The sequence below is a fragment of the Nocardioides sp. B-3 genome, assembly GCF_024703895.1.
Lineage (GTDB): Bacteria > Actinomycetota > Actinomycetes > Propionibacteriales > Nocardioidaceae > Nocardioides.
Genome location: NZ_CP087968.1, coordinates 3,637,017 through 3,652,408, shown reverse-complemented (window position 1 = coordinate 3,652,408; position 15,392 = coordinate 3,637,017). Strand labels below are relative to the sequence as shown.

Sequence of the window (15,392 nt, the reverse complement as noted above, 5' to 3'; positions counted from 1 at the left end):
CGGATGATCGCAGGATGCGCTTCCCCGGAACGCGACACTCAGGTGGCCGCGCTGCTCGGGTATGCCGCGGAGGCCGAGAACGGAACCGGTCGTCTCGTCCCGGGTCGAGGGTGAGGCCGGGGTCGGCAAGTCGACCCTGCTCGAGCAGCTCGAGCAGCGACTGCCCGGAGCCCGGTTCTGGGGGGCCTGCGACGGCCTCTCGACGCCTCGCCCCCTGGCCCCGTTGCGCGACATCGCCGAGGACATGGGCGGCGACCTGCTCACCGCCTGTCGCGCGGACGAGTCCCGGGACCTGCTGTTCACCACCGTGGTCGACGAGCTGCGGGACCGCGAGACGCTGACCGTCCCGGTCGTCGAGGACGTGCACTGGGCCGACGACGCAACGCTGGACCTGTTGCGTCACCCGGGTCGCCGGATCCAGCGCCTGCGGGCATTGCTGCTGGTGACGTTCCGCGACGAGGGTCACGGCACCCCTGAGCCAGCTGCGGGTCGCGCTCGGCGACCCGGCCGGGCAGCGCGCGACCCGCCGGGTGACCCTGCCGCCACTGTCACTGGAGGCGATCGAGGAGGTCGTGGCCGGGACGAGCCTCGACGCCGAGGCGGTGCACCGGCTGACCGCCGGCAACCCGTTCTTCGTCGCGGAGCTGCTCAAGGGCGGCGGGGGCGAGCTGCCAGCGTCAGCACGGGACTCGGTGCTGGCTCGGGTGGCCGGGCTGTCGGAGGCGGCGCTCACGCTCGCGGAGGCGTGCGCCCTGACCGGCAGTCGGCTGGACCACGACCTGCTCAGCGACCTCACCGCGGCACCGCTCGACGTGTGGGACGAGCTCGTCGCCGCCGGGCTGTTGACGAGCGAGGGCCGCGCACCCCGCTTCCGGCACGAGATCGCCCGGCTCGCGGTCGCCGAGTCCGTGCCGCCGCACCGCAGTCTCGACCTGCACGCGCGGATCCTGCGGACGTTGATCGACCGCGGATGCACCGACCGGGCACGGCTTGCGTTCCACGCGGAGGGTGCCGGGGATGCCGACGCCGTACACACCCACGCCACCGCTGCTGCGCGCGGCGCTGCGGACCTCGCGGCCCACCACGAGGCCGTCGGAGCACTACCGTCGGGCCTTGCGCTTCGCCGACGACTTCGATGCCAGCACCCGGGCGACGCTGTGCGACGCGCTCGCCGCAGAGCTGGGCATCATCGACCACTGGGAGGAGTCCGACGCCCACTGGGCCACCGCGGTCAAGCTCTGGCACAGCCTCGGCGAGCCGCACCGCGAGGGCGACGCACTCCGCGCCGGGAGCAAGGCGCGATGGCGGCTCTCGATGGGCGACGACTCGACCGCCCTCCTCACCGCGGCCCTCGAGGTCCTCGAGCCGTTGGGCCCCAGCGTGGAGCTGGCCGGGGCTGTCAAGGAGCACGCGGGTTCACAGATGATCAACGGGGGACAACCTCGCCGCGATCGAGACCGCCGCGCGGGCCATCGAGCTCGCCGAGAGATTCGACCTGCCCGATGTCCTCAGCGATGCCCTCGACACCCGGGCGTGCTCGTTGAGCGTTCTCGGGCAGCCGTGGATCCCCACGATGCAGCGCGCGCTCGCGGTGGCTCTCGACCACGGCTGCGACACCCGGGCCGCCCGCGCCTACACCAACTTCTACGGCAACCTCGTGGACGCCGGACTCATCGCCGAGGGTGAGCGGGTGTTCCTCGACGGGATCACGTTCTGCGAGGAGCACGATGCCGCGACCTTCACCAACTGCCTGCTCGCCACCCGCGCAGAGGCGCTCGAGGCCGACGGCCGGTGGGACGAGTCGCTCGCGCTCGCGCAGGAGCAGGTCGCGCACGCGGTCCTCTCACCGATCAACCGCATGCACTTCCTCGTGTCCATGGCCGGGATCAGCGCCCGCCGTGGCGCGCCCGAGGCCGCCGACCTGCTCGATCGGTGCGTGTCGGAGGCGCTGTCGACGGGCGAGCCCCAGTGGGTCGTCCCGACGGCCCTTGCGCGCGCTGACTGGCACTGGTTCGCCGGTCGCGATGGCCCTGCGATCGACGACGTCCAGCTGGCCCTCGACCGGGCGGAGGGGCCGCGCCTCGTCGCCATGGCCTCGGTGTGGGCCCGCCGGGTCGGCCTCGACGTCCCGGTCCCGGTGACGGCCGGCGCTTCGCCGTACGACACTGCGCTGGCGCTGCTCGACAGCGACGACCCCGACGACTGGTTGGCGGCGCTGCCGCAGCTCGACGACCTAGGAGCCGTCCCGGCCGCTTCGTTCGTACGGCGAAGGCTGCGCGAGGCAGGAGTGCGCTCGATCCCCAACGGGGTCCGGGCCACGACGCGCGAGCACCCGGCCGGCCTCACCGCACGCGAGCAGGAGGTGCTCGCCCGGGTGTGTGCCGGGATGACCAACGAGCAGATCGCGCGGGCGTTGTTCATCTCGGCGAAGACCGTCGGGCACCACGTCTCGGCGGTGCTCTCGAAGCTCGGCGTCCACACCGGGCAGGACGCCGCGGCCGCGGCCCTCGCCCGCGGCCTGACGCCCCAACCTCGGGGAACGGGTGCCGGCAACCTAGGGCGTCGCTCCCGATCCGCTCGGGCCCAGCGAGGAGCAGGGTCGTGGACACCAGATCCACGACCGAAGGAGCACCCGATGCCACTGTTCATGGACGTCCACAGCCTTGCCGACGGCGTCGCCCCGGGCGACGTCGCCAAGGCCCACATGGCCGATCTCCAGACCCAGTCGAAGTACGACGTCAACTACCTGCGCTACTGGGTGGACGAGTCCGAGGGCAAGATCTTCTGCCTCGTCGAGGCGCCGTCCGCGGACGCCGCCGCCACGGTGCACAAGGAGGCGCACGGCCCGGTGGCCGACGAGATCTACGCGGTCCGGGAGGGGTCATGAGGGCCCGGCTCGCGGTCGCCGTGGCCGCCGCCGGCGCGCTGGTCTCCGTCGCGGCCGCTCAGGCGAGCGCCGAACAGGGCGGTCAGCACATCAGCGACCTGCGTGCCGCGACAGCCAAGTACGCCTCGCTGTCGGTCGCCGAGGGCGAGGGGTTCGGCGTCGTCCCGGACGCAGCTGGCGTCACCTGCATCCATGACCCGGCGAAGGGCGGCATGGGCACCCACTTCGGCCCGGGCTCCCGGATCGGGGACGGCGAGATCTCCCTGCTCGAACCGGAGATCCTGCTCTACGACCTGACCTCGACCCCTGACCGGTTCCTCGGTGTCGAGTACACGGTCTTCGTTGCCGACTGGGAGGCCAACCACGGCAGCCAGCCGCCGAAGCTCTTCGGCAAGAAGTTCACCCTCGTGCCCGCCGGCAACCGGTACGGCATTCCGGCCTTCTACGAGCAGCACGTCTGGCTCGGCGAGTCCAACGTCGTGGGTCTACTGAAGGACTACAACCCCGGCGTCAGCTGCTGACGAACCCGGTCGTACGGCGCGTCGGGGAGCGCGCCCGTACGGCCATTCAACCAGCGCTCTTGCAGGAGCGAGGTGGCTGGTCAACCGCGCACGCGCCGTTGATCAGCTCCCGCTCGCCCAGCCGCTCGTCGAGCGTCACCGTGAGGTCGTAGCGCACGCCCACGTCGCTGCACGACCGCGCCCGCACGCCTTCATAGGCAGTGATGACGACGCGGTCCTCGTGCTCCACCGCCTCGACCCGCGACGAGCTCTGGCACTCCGAGCCGATGAAGACGACCGTGAGCTCGGTCCCGGTCCCCTCGACCGTGTCCCGGGGAACCGGTTGGGCGCGACCTGCCCAGAAGTACATCGTGCCCAGCGCAAGCCCGATCACGAGAGACCCGAGCAGGAGAGCGCCGAACCCGAGAGACCCCGAGGACCAGCAAGCCCTTCACCGGTCCCGCGTCGTCGACCCTGTCGCCCATGCGTCCAGTCTGGCGCAGCCTTCGGTTTCGTGACGAGCCTTCGGCCCTCCTCAACCTCCGAAGCCGGCGGGGTTCTGCTGCGCCGATGGGCGTTCGGTGCCGTCCTAGGCGTCGAGCGACTCGACGTCGACCTCATAGGCGCCCTGCACGATGAACTCCTTGCGGGGCGCCACGTCGGAGCCCATCAGCAGCTCGAACACCGGGCCGCGACCTCGGCGTCGTCGACGGTGAGCCGGCGCAGCGTGCGGTGACGGGGATCCATGGTCGTCTCGGACAGCTGGTCGGCGTCCATCTCACCGAGGCCCTTGTAGCGCTGCGGGGGGTTCCTTCCAGCGCACGTTCTTCTTCTTCAGCTCCGCGAGCCGACGGTGCAGCTCGTCGTCGGAGTAGGTGTAGACGTACTTCTCCATCCCCTTCTTGGGGTTGGTCAGCTCGATGCGGTGCAGCGGGGGTACGGCGGTGTAGACCCGCCCTTCCTTGAGCAGCTCGGGCATGTACTTGAAGAACAGGGTGGCGAGCAGGCAGCGGATGTGCGAGCCGTCGGAGTCGGCGTCGGCCATGAAGATGATCCGGCCGTAGCGCGCGGACTCGAGATCGAAGGTCCGCCCCGAGCCGGCGCCGACGACCCGGATGATCGAGGCGCACTCGGTGTTCTTGAGCATGTCGCCCACGGAGGCCTTCTGGACGTTCAGGATCTTCCCGCGGATCGGGAGCAGCGCCCGGTATTCCGAGTCACGGGCGAACTTCGCCGTACCGAGAGCCGAGTCACCCTCGACGATGAACAGCTCGGTGCGCTCGTTGTCCGCGGAGCGGCAGTCGGCGAGCTTGGCCGGCAGCGCCGAGGACTCGAGCGCGTTCTTCCGACGCTGCGTCTCCTTGTGCTGCTTGGCCGCGATCCGGGTCTTGGAGGCCCCGACGACCTTCTCCATGACCAGCTTGGCCTGCGCCTTCTCGGCGCGCTTGGTGGAGGTGAGGAAGTCCTTCAGCTCGGCGGCCACGACCTTGCGCACGACGTTGCGTGCGGCCGGGGTGCCGAGGATCTCCTTGGTCTGACCCTCGAACTGCGGCTCGGCGAGCCGGACGGTGACGACGCCGGTCATGCCCTCGAGCACGTCGTCCTTGATCACGTTGTCGTCGTTGACCTTGAGCACCTTGGCCGAGCGCATCACGTCGTTGAAGGTCGAGGTGATCGCCGACTCGAAGCCGCTGACGTGGGTGCCGCCCTTGGGCGTGGCGATCACGTTGACGAAGGACTTCACGTGGGTGTCGTAGGTGTTGGACCAGCGAAGTGCCACGTCGACGGTGAGCTCGCGCTCGACCTCCTGCGGCGTCATGTGGCCCTTGTCGTCGAGCAGCGGCACCGTCTCGGTGAAGGTGTCCATGCCCTGCAGGCGCAGGATGTCGGTGACCGGCTCGCCCTGCGAGAGGAAATCGGCGAACTCGCTGATCCCGCCCTCGTGCAGGAACTTCTCGCAGATCGCCTCGGGGCCGCGCTGGTCGTTGATGACCAGCTCGAGGCCGGGAACGATGTACGACGTCTGGCGGGCGCGGCCCGGGAGGCCCTCGAGCTCGATGCCGGCGTCCTTGGTGAAGATCTGGCGGTCGGGCCAGAACTGGATGCGGGTGCCGGTCTTGCCCTTGGCGACCCGCTTGCCCTTGCGGGTCAGGCCCGACTGGGCCGTGAACGCGGCGGTGGGGCCGTCCCCCGCGAAGACGCCCGGCACACCGCGCTGGAACGACAGGCCCTGCTGGGTCGGCGCGCGGTCGACGTCGATGTCCATCCGCGACGACAGCGCGTTGACCACGGAGAGGCCGACGCCGTGGAGACCACCGGTCGCGACGTAGGAGCCGCCGCCGAACTTGCCGCCGGCGTGCAGCTTCGTGGCCACGACCTCCACGCCGGGCAGCCCCTGTCTTGGGTTCCTTGTCCGTCGGGATGCCCCGCCCGTCGTCGTACACCTCGACGGAGTCGTCGGGGGTGCAGGGTGATCTCGACGCGGTGGGCGACGCCGGCCGGGGCCTCGTCGACGCCGTTGTCGATGATCTCCCACAGGCAGTGCATCAGGCCCCGGGTGTCCGTCGAGCCGATGTACATGCCCGGGCGCTTGCGAACCGCCTCGAGCCCCTCGAGGACGAGGAGGTGTGCCGCGTTGTAGGTGTTGTCTGCCGGTGCTGCCACAAGGAGAAAACCTACCTGCGACACGCCGTGGACCAGTGCAGGGCACGCTGCAGGCCGAAAGGACGTGGCAGGTCTAGCGTGATCACATTCGCATCACGCAATCCGGATTCCTGCAACGCGACGAACACAAAGCACGTCCCATGGTTGGGGGTAACCCCAACGGGAACGCAGATCAGTGATTGACTGGACTCTCGTCCACCCGATGGCACTTCCGGGAATCTTTGACCCGGTGGCTACGTTGGGCCAGACACCGATGGAGAGAAACGAGGCCGATGTGACTACAGCCATTGCCCCCCAGCCCGCCGCCCTGACGGCGGGTGACCGCTGCGACCGCTGCGGTGCCCGAGCCTACCTGCGTGTCGAGCTCACGTCCGGCGGTGAGCTCCTGTTCTGTGCCCACCACGCCCGTGAGCACGGAGACAAGCTCCGCTCGATCGCGTCCCACGTGCACGACGAGACGCACAAGCTCGAGCCCACCCCGGCCGGCGTTCGCGACAGCAACGACTGACCGAGGCCCCACCAACGCCACGACGGCCCCCGACCAACCGGTCGGGGGCCGTCGTCGTTCCCGGACTCTTGTGGAAGGCTCGCCGCGTGAGCGCCACCGAGTTCGTCGTCGCCGTCCTGCTGCTGGTCGGCCTCGCCGGCATCATCGTCCCGGTCATTCCCGGCCTGCTGCTGATCCTCGGCGGCCCGGGTGCTGTGGGCGATCGACGTCAACACCACCACCGGCTGGCTGGTCCTCGCGGTCGCGCTGGCCTTCCTCGCCGTCGGGACGGTCGTGAAGTACGTCGTCCCGGGCCGTCGCCTCAAGGAGGCCGGCGTCCCCCGCTCCACCTTGGTGTTCGGCGGTCTCCTCGGCATTGTCGGGTTCTTCGTGATCCCCGTGATCGGGCTGTTCGTCGGCTTCGTCCTCGGTGTCTACGCCGCCGAGCGCCGGCGCCCGGGCGCGACGGCCGCGGGCCCGGCAACCAAGCACGCGCTCAGGGCGGTGGGCCTCTCCATCCTGATCGAGCTCACGGCGTCCCTCCCGGCGGTCGCCACCCGGATCGTCGGCGTCGTGGTGACCGGCTGATGGGCATCCTGCTCGCACTGGGCGCCGCCGTCGCCTACGGCCTGTCCGACTTCGTCGGCGGGCTCGCTGCACGCCGTACGTCCGCCCGGCCGGTGGCCTTCATGTGCGCCGTGGGGGCCTTCGCCTGCACCGTCCTGATCGCGCTCGTCACCCCCGGTGAGGCGACCGGCGTGGACCTCGCGTGGGGTGCCCCGGCCGGCATCGGCTCGGGGCTCGGTGGCGCGTTCCTCTACCGCGGACTGGCCGCCGGTCGGATGGGCGTGGTCGCCCCGGTCTCCGCCGTCGGCGCCGCGATCGTGCCGGTCGCCGTGGGCGTGGCCGCCGGCGAGCGTCCGGAGCTGCTCGTCTGGCTCGGGATCGCGGCGGCCGTCCCCGGCATCTGGCTGGTCAGTCGCGAGCCGACCACGGACGGCAGCGTCGCGGCGGGCCCGGTCGACGGCGTGCTTGCGGGCGTCGGCTTCGGGCTCCTCTTCGCCGCCATCGGCCGGGTGCCCGAGGGCGCGGGCTACTGGCCGCTCTGTTCTCGCCCGAGTCTCCGCACTCCCGGCCGTGGTCCTCACCGCGATCCTGCTCAAGGCGGCGTGGCGACCCACCGCCCGCTCCGAGGTCACCGGCGGCCTGCTCGCGGGCGCCCCGGCGAGCGCGGCCGCCCTCGGCTTCCTGCTCGCCACCCAGTCCGGGCTGCTGACGGTCGCCGCTGTGCTCACCTCGCTCTATCCCGCCTTCACGATCCTGCTCGCCGCCACCGTGCTCCGCGAGCCGATCCATCGCGGTCAGGCCGTCGGGCTGGCCTTCTGCGGCCTCTGCGTCGCGCTGGTCGCGGCGGGCTGAGCCGCATGAGATGGCCGCTCGTCCTCGCGACAGCGGCCCTCTGCGCCTGTACGGCGACCCCGCCGGCCGACGAGGCGCCCGCCGCGCCCGCACCGTCGACCGAGACCGCCGGCCCGACGCCAACCGGTCCCCCGCGTCCGATCACCATCGCCGTGGCGGGAGACATCCACTTCGAGGGCCCGCTGCGTGCCCGGCTCGACGACCCGGCGACGGCACTGGCCCCGGTCACCGGAACGCTCGCGGCGGCCGACCCGGCGATCGTCAACCCGGAGACCTCCGTGGGCGCGGGTGGCCGGCCCGACCCGAGCAAGCGGTTCACGTTCCGGGCACCGCCCGCCGCGTTCGAGGCCCTCGCGGAGGCCGGGATCGATGTCGTGTCGATGGCCAACAACCATGCCCTCGACTTCGGCCGTGCACTCCTGCAGGAGACGTTCGACGAGTCCGAGCCCTTGTTGACGGTGGTCGGTGTGGGTCGCGACATCGACGAGGCCTTCGCACCGGCCCGCACCGAGATCCGGGGCACGGTCGTGGCCACGATCGGGGGCGACCCCGGCCTCCACCGACCCGACCGCTGACCCGACGTGGCAGTGGGCGGCCACGGCCGACTCCCCGGCACCGCTGACGCCGTCGACCCGAGCCGACTCCTGCGCGCTGTCCGGGAAGCCGATGCGTCGGCAGACGTCGTCGTCACCTACCTGCACTGGGGCGTCCAGGGGCGAAGCCTGTCCGACCGACGACCAGCGCTCGCTGGCCGCCGAGCTGGTCGCGGCCGGTGCCGACGTGATCGTCGGCAGCCACGCGCACCAGCTCCGGGGCGACGGTCGGTTGGGGCCCGGCTACGTCGCCTACGGGCTCGGCAACTACGCCCGGTACACCGAGGGCGCGACCGGGGTGCTCACCCTCACCGTCCGGCCGCCCAGCGAGCCGTCCGGGCGAGCCCGGGTCATCGACCACGCGTGGGCGCCGGCACGGATCGGCACCGACGGCCTGCCGCGAGAGCTCGCGGATGCCGGCGACTTCAACACCGACCGGGCGGCGCTGCGGCGCTGCGCGGGGTTCTGACTCGTCAGCGGCCCGCGAGCCGGGCCAGCACCAGCCGGCCCACCCGCTCCAGCTGGGCCGGCTCGACGACGGAGACCACGTCCTGCGCGGAGTGGTACTCGACGTACGACGTGCTGCCCAACCGCGCTCCCGGCAACCCCGCCCGGGCGAACGACCAGTGGTCACTGCTGCGCTGGTCGGGGATCAGGCGTCGTCAGCACGCCCACCCGTCGAGCCGCCGCGAGCAGCTGCCGCTGGACCGGGTCGGTGTCGTTCGCCGAACCGACCGGCACCCGCGCGCCGACCCCGACACGGTCGAGCGAGATCATCCCGCGAACATTCCGCGCTGCCGGGACCCCAGCGAGCGGACGTACTCCCGCGACCCGAAGTGGTGCTGTTCCGAATCGGTGTCGCTCCGCGGCTCCTCGGCGCCGAAGGCGATGAACACGACCGGCAGCCGGGTGCGGGCGACCGCTGCCGCCTCTGCGGCCGCCAGCATCACCCCCGATCCCCGACGCGTTGTCCTCGGCGCCCGGCGCCTGCGGCACCGTGTCCGGGTGGGCGCCCACGACCGGGTGCGGCGCCTCCGGCTCGAAACCGGGTGGCGTCGCGATCACGTTCACCGAGCGTCCGGCCGGCACCGGCACGCCCCACGAGCTTCCGGCGGGTACGGCGACGGGCTGGCGTCGCACCGAGTAGCCGAGCCGGTCGAACCGATGCTCCACCCAGCGCGCCGCCCGGGCATACGCCGGCCCCGTCGCCTCCCGCGGACCGATGCTTCCGGCCAGACGGCGAACTGCGGCCATCGCCGCCGCCGGCTCGAAGTCGTCGGCACTCATCATCGGCACGAGCACCTCGGCAGGAGGATCCTCGCCCTCGGTCGCCTCCCCGAGGTCGGCGAGCGTCACCTCGGGGGGCATCTCTCAACGCCTCGGTCGCGCGGTCGAGCAACCCCGCGTCGGCCTCGGTGACCGGGCCGCTGGCGAAGAGCAAGGTGCCGTCACGCACCAGCGCGACCCCGCTGAACTCCTCCATCCGAGTCACCATCACGCCGTCGGAGACGGTGCAGGTGTCCCCCGCCATCCGCCACTGCGCCAGAGCGGCACACAGGTCGCGCTGTGGGGCCACCTGCTGGGAGAGCGTGAATCCCCGGTGCTCGGCCCACTCGTAGGTCGTGGACACGTGGTCGCCGTGGACCGTGGTCTCGACCGGCTCGGCGCCGTCGAGCTCGGGGTCGAAGAGCGCGTGGGCCACCGTCGGCACCTCCGACGGCGCGTCCCGGGGCGGGGAGGCAGGCGCCGTACAGGAAATCGAAACCGCGGCCAACCCCACACAGAGCAGGGCGGCCGCGGTTCTGCATGGAACGGGTGATCAGTCCGGGTAGTCCCGGAGCACCTGCGACCGCGAGGGGTGGCGCAGCTTGCTCATCGTCTTCGACTCGATCTGACGGATCCGCTCGCGGGTCACCCCGTAGACCTTGCCGATCTCGTCGAGGGTCTTGGGCTGGCCGTCGGTGAGGCCGAAGCGCATCGACACGACGCCCGCCTCGCGCTCGGAGAGCGTGTCGAGGACGGCGTGCAGCTGCTCCTGCAGCAGCGTGAAGCTGACCGCGTCGGCGGGCACGATGGCCTCGGAGTCCTCGATCAGGTCGCCGAACTCGGAGTCGCCGTCCTCACCCGGGGGCGTGTGCAGCGAGATGGGCTCGCGACCGTACTTCTGGACCTCGATGACCTTCTCGGGGGTCATGTCGAGCTCCTTGGCGAGCTCCTCGGGCGTGGGCTCGCGGCCCGAGTCCCGGAGCATCTGCCGCTGGACGCGGGCAAGCTTGTTGATGACCTCGACCATGTGCACCGGGATGCGGATGGTGCGCGCCCGGTCGGCCATGGCGCGGGTGATGGCCTGACGGATCCACCCAGTCGCGTAGGTCGAGAACTTGTAGCCCTTGGTGTAGTCGAACTTCTCGACCGCGCGGATCAGGCCGAGGTTGCCCTCCCGGATGAGGTCCGGGAAGAGCATGCCGCGACCGGTGTAGCGCTTGGCCAGCGAGACGACGAGACGGAGGTTGGCCTCGAGGAGGTGGTTCTTGGCGCGGCGCCCGTCCTCGGAGATCCACTCGAGCTCCTCGAGGACCTTCGGGGGTGATCTTGCCGCCCTTGTTGAGCTTCTCCTCGGAGAAGAGGCCGGCCTCGATCCGCTTGGCGAGCTCGACCTCCATCTCGGCGTTGAGGAGGGGCACCTTGCCGATCTGCTTGAGGTAGTCCTTGACCGGGTCGGCGGTGGCGCCGGCGACCATGACCTGCTGCTCGGGCTCGTCCGTGTCGTCCGACGCGGAGACGGTGAAGGCCTGCTTCTCGTCCTCCTTGATCGTCGGGTCGACCTTGACGTCCTTCTCGAACTGCTCGTCGGGGAAGGTCCGGCAGGAGCTTCTTGCCGTCGGGTCCGACAGCGGCGGGCGCGAGCTCGACGGCCACGTCCACGGCGTCGGTCGCGGCGGCCTTCTTCGCCGGCGCCTTCTTGGCTGCGGCCTTCTTCGCCGGGGCCTCGGTCGCCTTCGTCGCGGTGGTCTTCGTCGCGCTCGTCGCGGCGGCGGCCTTCTTCGCGGGCGCCTTCTTGGCAGCCGCGGTGGTCGTCTTGCGGGTGCTCGACGTGGCGGCGACCGCGCGGGTGCTGGCCGCGTCGACGTTGACGGTGATGCCCGGGCCGCTGATGTGGACCAGCAGTGCCTTCAGATGACGGGGGCTCGACCGCCGCATCGTCACTGGCCCGGCGAACTTCTTCTGGAGTCACGCTCCCGGCCGGGGATCCGCGCTCGATCAGCGCGACGATGGACGGGTGCGCGAGCACCTCTGCGGGGAGCAACTTGCGTGCGTGCGGGGACACGAACACCTCTCGTCAAACGGCATCGGGGCGCGGCAAGGCCCGGTCAAGTCAAGAGCCGCATTGTCATTCTGCCACGGGGTTGGTCAAGGTCCGTCAACGGCGTGTGCACGGCCCGTCAACGAGGCGCCATGTCAGGCCGGAGCGGCGGTCTTGGCGGCCGCCTTCTTGGCCTTCTTGTAGTCGCGCACCTTCTGCAGGGAGGCCGGATCCACGACGTCCGCGACCGAGCGGGAACCCGTCGAGGGCGTAGTCCCCCACGGCCTGCTCCCAGCCATCGGGCGTGACCCCGCGCTGCTTGGCGAGCAGCGCCACGAAGATCTGTGCCTTCTGCTTGCCGAAGCCCGGCAGCGCCATGATCCGCTTCAGCAGGTCCTTGCCGTCTGCCGCCTCCGTCCACAGCCGAGAGGCGTCACCGTCGTAGTCGTCGGCGACGATGCGGGCGAGCTCCTGCAGCTTGGCCGACATCGAGCCCGGGAAGCGGTGGATGGCCGGCGTCGTGGCGGCCATGGCGGCGAACTCCTCCGGGTCTGCGGACGCGATCGCCGCCGGGTCGAAGCTCCCGAAGCGGTCCGTGACCTTGGCGGGGCCGCGGAAGGCGTGCTCCATCGGATACTGCTGGTCGAGCATCATCCCCGCCAGCAGGGCGAAGGGGGACTCGTCGAGGATCTTGTCGGCGGCGGGGTCGCCGGTGATCTGGATGGCCATGTCCCCATCTTGCCCGACGACGCCCACGAGAGACGGCTCAGCCGAGTCACAGCACGTCCCTGCGGGGAGTGACGCGCAGCGCCAGCGCAACCGCGGCGGCGGTGTAGACGACCGGGACCAGCGCCGCCATGGGCGCCGCCAGCAGCTTCCCGTCCAGTCCCATCGACGGCCCGAGGTCGAACAGGGAGACGGTCGTTCCCGGGGGCAACCAGCGTCCGACGGCGGGGAACGTGGGGACGACGGTGAACTCGAAGGCGGTCATCCACACGAGCACCCCGACGACTGCGACGACGCGGTGGCGGACCAACGCACCGATCCCGACCCCGATGACGCTGTACGCGGCCATCACGACGAACCCGGTGGCGACCACGCCCCAGAAGTGCCCTCCGAGCGTCACGTCGCCGTCTCGTGAGCGGATCAGCGCAATGGCGAACGGCACGGCCAGTGCGAGGGTGGCGACGGTGACGGCGACGCTGGCGAGCGCCAGCGCAAGCCACTTCGCGACCGGGACCCGGGTGCGCCGCGGCTCGCCGAGGTAGGTCGAGGTGATGGTGCCGTAGCGGAACCTCCCTGGGTGAAGGCGATCGTGCCGAACAGCACCATCACCAGCTGGGGCACACCGAAGCACGTCGCCACCACGTCGGCGAGCAGGCCGGGGTCGTCCAGCGAGAGCGGCGCCTCCGCTCCCCCGACCTTCGGGACGCTGGCGCCGACTGTCAGCGCCACGAGGCCGAGCGTGGCAAGCAGCAGTCCGGCCGTGATCCGAGCGCTGCGCAGCTTGAGCAGCTCGGCCCGGAGGAGTGCCGTCATGGCGCGACCCTCTCGGGCTGGCGCGGACGCTCGTCCATCGGGCCGGATTCCCGGATCAGCCGGAAGAAGGCCTGCTCCGAGTCGGCTGTCCCCACGAGGCTGTGCAGCACGATCCCGTGCAGGGCGGCGAGCTCGCCCACCTGCTCGGGGGGCGGCGTCCACGGCCAACCCGTCATCTGTACGCCGATGGCCGACATCGGCCGCGTCGAGGGCGACGCAGAGCCGGTCCGGGTCTGGCGTACGCACCCTCGACCCGACCCCCGCCTCCGCACGCAGCTCCGCAAGGGTCGAGGACCGCAAGAGGCGGCCGTGCGCCATGACCAACACGTGGTCGGCGGTGAGCTCGACCTCACTCAGGGCATGGCTGGACAGGAGGACGGTGCGACCCTCGTCCGCCAGTCGGCGGACGTACCCCCGCAACCACCGCACGCCCGGCGGGTCGAGCCTGTTCGTCGGCTCGTCCGGGACGAGCACGCCCGGGTCACCGAGCATCGCTGCCGCTATCCCCAGCCGCTGGCGCATCCCCAGCGAGAAGCCCCCGACCCGGCGACGCGCGTCCGACGCCAACCCGACCTCGCCCAACACCCGCTCACACATGTCCAGTGGCAGGCCGGACGCTGTCGACAGGATGCGAAGGTGGTCCCGGGCGGTGCGCCCGGGGTGATAACCGGACGTCTCGAGGACCGCGCCGACCCCGACGAACCGGCCCCGACAGCTCGTCGTACCGCAAGCCATCGAACGTCGCAGCTCCGGTGTCCGGTGCGACGAGCCCGAGCAGCATCCGCAGGGTGGTGGTCTTGCCGGCCCCATTGGGGCCGAGCAGGGCCGTGACCTGCCCCGGCAGCGCGACTGCGCTGACGTCTTCGACTGCAACCACGTCCCCGAAGGACTTGGTGAGGCCCGTCAACTCGATGGCACTGGTCACGGCCCGCTTCCCATCCACACGGCCCGGATCCGCATTTCCTCAGGTTTACCTGATAATCAGGTTACCCTGAACAATGTGACACAGACCCCGCAGGCCGTCAACACCGTCATGATGCTCGGACGCGCGTACAGCCTGCTGGGGTTCCGCATCGTCGATGGCGTGGTGGGTTCCGGATTCCCACAGAAGCCCGCACACTCGGCGGTCTTTGCGCAGATCGACCCCGCCGGTTCCCGTCTCACCGTGCTGGCACACGCGCGAACATGTCACCGCAGGCGATGGGCGAGTTCGTCGACGAGCTCGAGGAGCTCGGCTACGTCGTCCGGCGTCCCGATCCGACCGATCGACGGGCGAAGCTGATCACCCTGACGAGCAAGGGACAGGCCTGTATCGCCGCCGGCATCGCCACCATCGACGGGATCGAGCAGCAGCTGACGGCAAGGCTCGGCGAACGCGGTCACGCACAGCTGCGCAGTCTGCTCGCCAAGCTTCTCGAGGACGGATGACGCGTGCGGCAGGGCTCGAGGGCCCGGTCGTACCGGGATTCAGTCGGCCTTGACCGCCAGCACCGGGCAGTGCGCGTCGAGCAGGATCCGCTGCGCGTTGGATCCGAGGATCAGCTTGCCGACGGGTGAGCGGCGGCGCAGCCCGATCACGAGCAGCTCGGCGGAGTTGGCCTCGGCCGGGCTGATGAGGTCCTCGGCGGGTTCGAAGCCGCGGACGAGCTGGCGGATGTCGTATTCCACGCCCGACGCGTCGAGCGTCTTGCGCACCGCATCCATCTCGCCCTCGGCGGCGCGCGCCTTGCTCTGGTCGAAGTCGTTGCCACCGCGGTGGGAGTTGACCACCACGAGCTTGCTGCCGCGGAGCTTGGCCTCCGAGATGGCGGTGGCCAGCGCGGCCTCACCTTCGGGTTTGGGAACATATCCGACGACAACGGTGCCCATGGCTTCTCCTTCGCACAGTGCCCTCGCGCTTCGTTACGCCCGGGCTTATCCGCACCGTATCGAATCTGCAGCCCCGGCGGGAGCCTGTGGACGAGCCGACGCACGAGAAGCCGGATCCGTGCAAGGTTGA

At 70.9% G+C, this 15,392-nt stretch carries 20 protein-coding genes and 4 pseudogenes; 10 read left to right on the top strand and 14 right to left on the bottom strand.

The genetic code is table 11. The annotated features are described in order from the left end of the window. Nucleotides 1–61 precede the first annotated feature (61 nt). A pseudogene (locus tag LP418_RS34435) lies at nucleotides 62–382 on the top strand (ATP-binding protein); the annotation flags it as partial. Nucleotides 383–677: 295 nt separating this feature from the next. Here LP418_RS34435 and LP418_RS24210 read toward each other — a convergent pair. Next, nucleotides 678–1,082: a hypothetical protein gene (locus tag LP418_RS24210; protein ID WP_257954006.1), complete on the bottom strand. Its 405-nt coding sequence runs from the start codon at nucleotides 1,080–1,082 to the stop codon at nucleotides 678–680. A 31-nt stretch (nucleotides 1,083–1,113) separates the two neighbouring features. Here LP418_RS24210 and LP418_RS24205 point away from each other — a divergent pair, with 31 nt between their 5' ends. Genes LP418_RS24205 through LP418_RS24195 form a run of 3 tightly spaced genes read left to right on the top strand, consistent with a single transcriptional unit; the run spans nucleotide 1,114 to nucleotide 3,408 of the window. Then, a complete protein-coding gene (locus LP418_RS24205) occupies nucleotides 1,114–1,686 on the top strand; it encodes a hypothetical protein (protein ID WP_257954005.1) in 573 nt (190 codons plus the stop codon). After that, nucleotides 1,574–2,887: a nickel-binding protein gene (locus LP418_RS24200; RefSeq protein ID WP_257954004.1), complete on the top strand. Its 1,314-nt coding sequence runs from the start codon at nucleotides 1,574–1,576 to the stop codon at nucleotides 2,885–2,887. Before LP418_RS24205 ends, LP418_RS24200 begins: the two co-directional genes overlap by 113 nt. Continuing rightward, nucleotides 2,884–3,408: a hypothetical protein gene (locus tag LP418_RS24195; RefSeq protein ID WP_257954003.1), complete on the top strand. Its 525-nt coding sequence runs from the start codon at nucleotides 2,884–2,886 to the stop codon at nucleotides 3,406–3,408. The genes LP418_RS24200 and LP418_RS24195 overlap by 4 nt, the downstream gene beginning before the upstream one ends. A gap of 46 nt (nucleotides 3,409–3,454) precedes the next feature. Here LP418_RS24195 and LP418_RS24190 read toward each other — a convergent pair whose 3' ends face one another. Together LP418_RS24190 and LP418_RS24185 are read right to left on the bottom strand one after the other, a co-directional pair. Continuing rightward, complete coding sequence (locus tag LP418_RS24190) at nucleotides 3,455–3,781, bottom strand: hypothetical protein (RefSeq protein WP_257954002.1); 327 nt, start codon at nucleotides 3,779–3,781, stop codon at nucleotides 3,455–3,457. Between the two features lie 195 nt (nucleotides 3,782–3,976). After that, nucleotides 3,977–5,967, bottom strand: a pseudogene (locus LP418_RS24185) (DNA gyrase/topoisomerase IV subunit B). A 337-nt stretch (nucleotides 5,968–6,304) separates the two neighbouring features. Here LP418_RS24185 and LP418_RS24180 point away from each other — a divergent pair. From LP418_RS24180 to LP418_RS24155, 5 genes are all read left to right on the top strand, one after another. Further along, nucleotides 6,305–6,559 carry a DUF7455 domain-containing protein gene (locus LP418_RS24180; RefSeq protein ID WP_257954001.1) on the top strand — a complete coding sequence of 85 codons (255 nt, stop codon included), beginning with the start codon at nucleotides 6,305–6,307 and terminating at the stop codon, nucleotides 6,557–6,559. Nucleotides 6,560–6,748: 189 nt separating this feature from the next. Further along, nucleotides 6,749–7,126, top strand: coding sequence for a DUF456 domain-containing protein (locus tag LP418_RS24175; protein WP_257954000.1), 378 nt, complete (start codon nucleotides 6,749–6,751; stop codon nucleotides 7,124–7,126). Between the two features lie 156 nt (nucleotides 7,127–7,282). After that, nucleotides 7,283–7,957: an EamA family transporter gene (locus tag LP418_RS31485; protein ID WP_442939996.1), complete on the top strand. Its 675-nt coding sequence runs from the start codon at nucleotides 7,283–7,285 to the stop codon at nucleotides 7,955–7,957. Nucleotides 7,958–7,962: 5 nt separating this feature from the next. Beyond that, the gene (locus tag LP418_RS24160; RefSeq protein ID WP_257953997.1) at nucleotides 7,963–8,532 is read left to right on the top strand and encodes a CapA family protein; all 570 of its coding nucleotides are present in this window, start codon (nucleotides 7,963–7,965) and stop codon (nucleotides 8,530–8,532) included. Between the two features lie 91 nt (nucleotides 8,533–8,623). Next, on the top strand, nucleotides 8,624–9,019 hold the full coding sequence (locus LP418_RS24155) for a CapA family protein (RefSeq protein ID WP_257953996.1): 396 nt from the start codon (nucleotides 8,624–8,626) through the stop codon (nucleotides 9,017–9,019). A gap of 4 nt (nucleotides 9,020–9,023) precedes the next feature. Here the strand turns inward: LP418_RS24155 and LP418_RS24150 are convergent, their stop codons facing one another. The 10 genes and pseudogenes from LP418_RS24150 to LP418_RS24110 form a co-directional block, all read right to left on the bottom strand. Continuing rightward, nucleotides 9,024–9,140 (bottom strand): hypothetical protein, encoded by a 117-nt coding sequence (locus tag LP418_RS24150; RefSeq protein WP_257953995.1) that lies wholly within the window; start codon nucleotides 9,138–9,140, stop codon nucleotides 9,024–9,026. 40 nt (nucleotides 9,141–9,180) lie between these two features. Further along, complete coding sequence (locus LP418_RS24145; protein ID WP_257953994.1) at nucleotides 9,181–9,327, bottom strand: hypothetical protein; 147 nt, start codon at nucleotides 9,325–9,327, stop codon at nucleotides 9,181–9,183. Next, nucleotides 9,324–9,497, bottom strand: a complete 174-nt coding sequence (locus tag LP418_RS24140; protein WP_257953993.1) for a hypothetical protein — start codon at nucleotides 9,495–9,497, stop codon at nucleotides 9,324–9,326. Before LP418_RS24140 ends, LP418_RS24145 begins: the two co-directional genes overlap by 4 nt. A 58-nt stretch (nucleotides 9,498–9,555) precedes the next feature. Beyond that, nucleotides 9,556–9,804: pseudogene (locus tag LP418_RS34430) on the bottom strand (Zn-dependent exopeptidase M28); the annotation flags it as partial. Nucleotides 9,805–10,369: 565 nt separating this feature from the next. Further along, nucleotides 10,370–11,107, bottom strand: a complete 738-nt coding sequence (locus LP418_RS34425) for an RNA polymerase sigma factor (protein WP_442940315.1) — start codon at nucleotides 11,105–11,107, stop codon at nucleotides 10,370–10,372. Between the two features lie 109 nt (nucleotides 11,108–11,216). Beyond that, nucleotides 11,217–11,291: pseudogene (locus tag LP418_RS34420) on the bottom strand (sigma-70 factor domain-containing protein); the annotation flags it as partial. 680 nt (nucleotides 11,292–11,971) lie between these two features. Further along, on the bottom strand, nucleotides 11,972–12,583 hold the full coding sequence (locus tag LP418_RS24125) for an HhH-GPD-type base excision DNA repair protein (protein WP_336275802.1): 612 nt from the start codon (nucleotides 12,581–12,583) through the stop codon (nucleotides 11,972–11,974). 46 nt (nucleotides 12,584–12,629) lie between these two features. Continuing rightward, nucleotides 12,630–13,022, bottom strand: a complete 393-nt coding sequence (locus LP418_RS24120) for a hypothetical protein (RefSeq protein WP_257953991.1) — start codon at nucleotides 13,020–13,022, stop codon at nucleotides 12,630–12,632. Then, nucleotides 13,001–14,020: an ATP-binding cassette domain-containing protein gene (locus LP418_RS24115; protein WP_336276128.1), complete on the bottom strand. Its 1,020-nt coding sequence runs from the start codon at nucleotides 14,018–14,020 to the stop codon at nucleotides 13,001–13,003. The genes LP418_RS24120 and LP418_RS24115 overlap by 22 nt, the downstream gene beginning before the upstream one ends. Continuing rightward, nucleotides 13,983–14,318, bottom strand: coding sequence for an ATP-binding cassette domain-containing protein (locus LP418_RS24110; protein WP_257953989.1), 336 nt, complete (start codon nucleotides 14,316–14,318; stop codon nucleotides 13,983–13,985). Before LP418_RS24110 ends, LP418_RS24115 begins: the two co-directional genes overlap by 38 nt. Before the next feature lie 173 nt (nucleotides 14,319–14,491). On the opposite strand from LP418_RS24110, the gene LP418_RS24105 reads away from it, so the two are divergent. Continuing rightward, nucleotides 14,492–14,821, top strand: a complete 330-nt coding sequence (locus tag LP418_RS24105; RefSeq protein WP_257957168.1) for a MarR family winged helix-turn-helix transcriptional regulator — start codon at nucleotides 14,492–14,494, stop codon at nucleotides 14,819–14,821. 39 nt (nucleotides 14,822–14,860) lie between these two features. Here LP418_RS24105 and LP418_RS24100 read toward each other — a convergent pair whose 3' ends face one another. Continuing rightward, nucleotides 14,861–15,262 carry a universal stress protein gene (locus LP418_RS24100; RefSeq protein ID WP_257953988.1) on the bottom strand — a complete coding sequence of 134 codons (402 nt, stop codon included), beginning with the start codon at nucleotides 15,260–15,262 and terminating at the stop codon, nucleotides 14,861–14,863. Nucleotides 15,263–15,392: the final 130 nt, after the last annotated feature.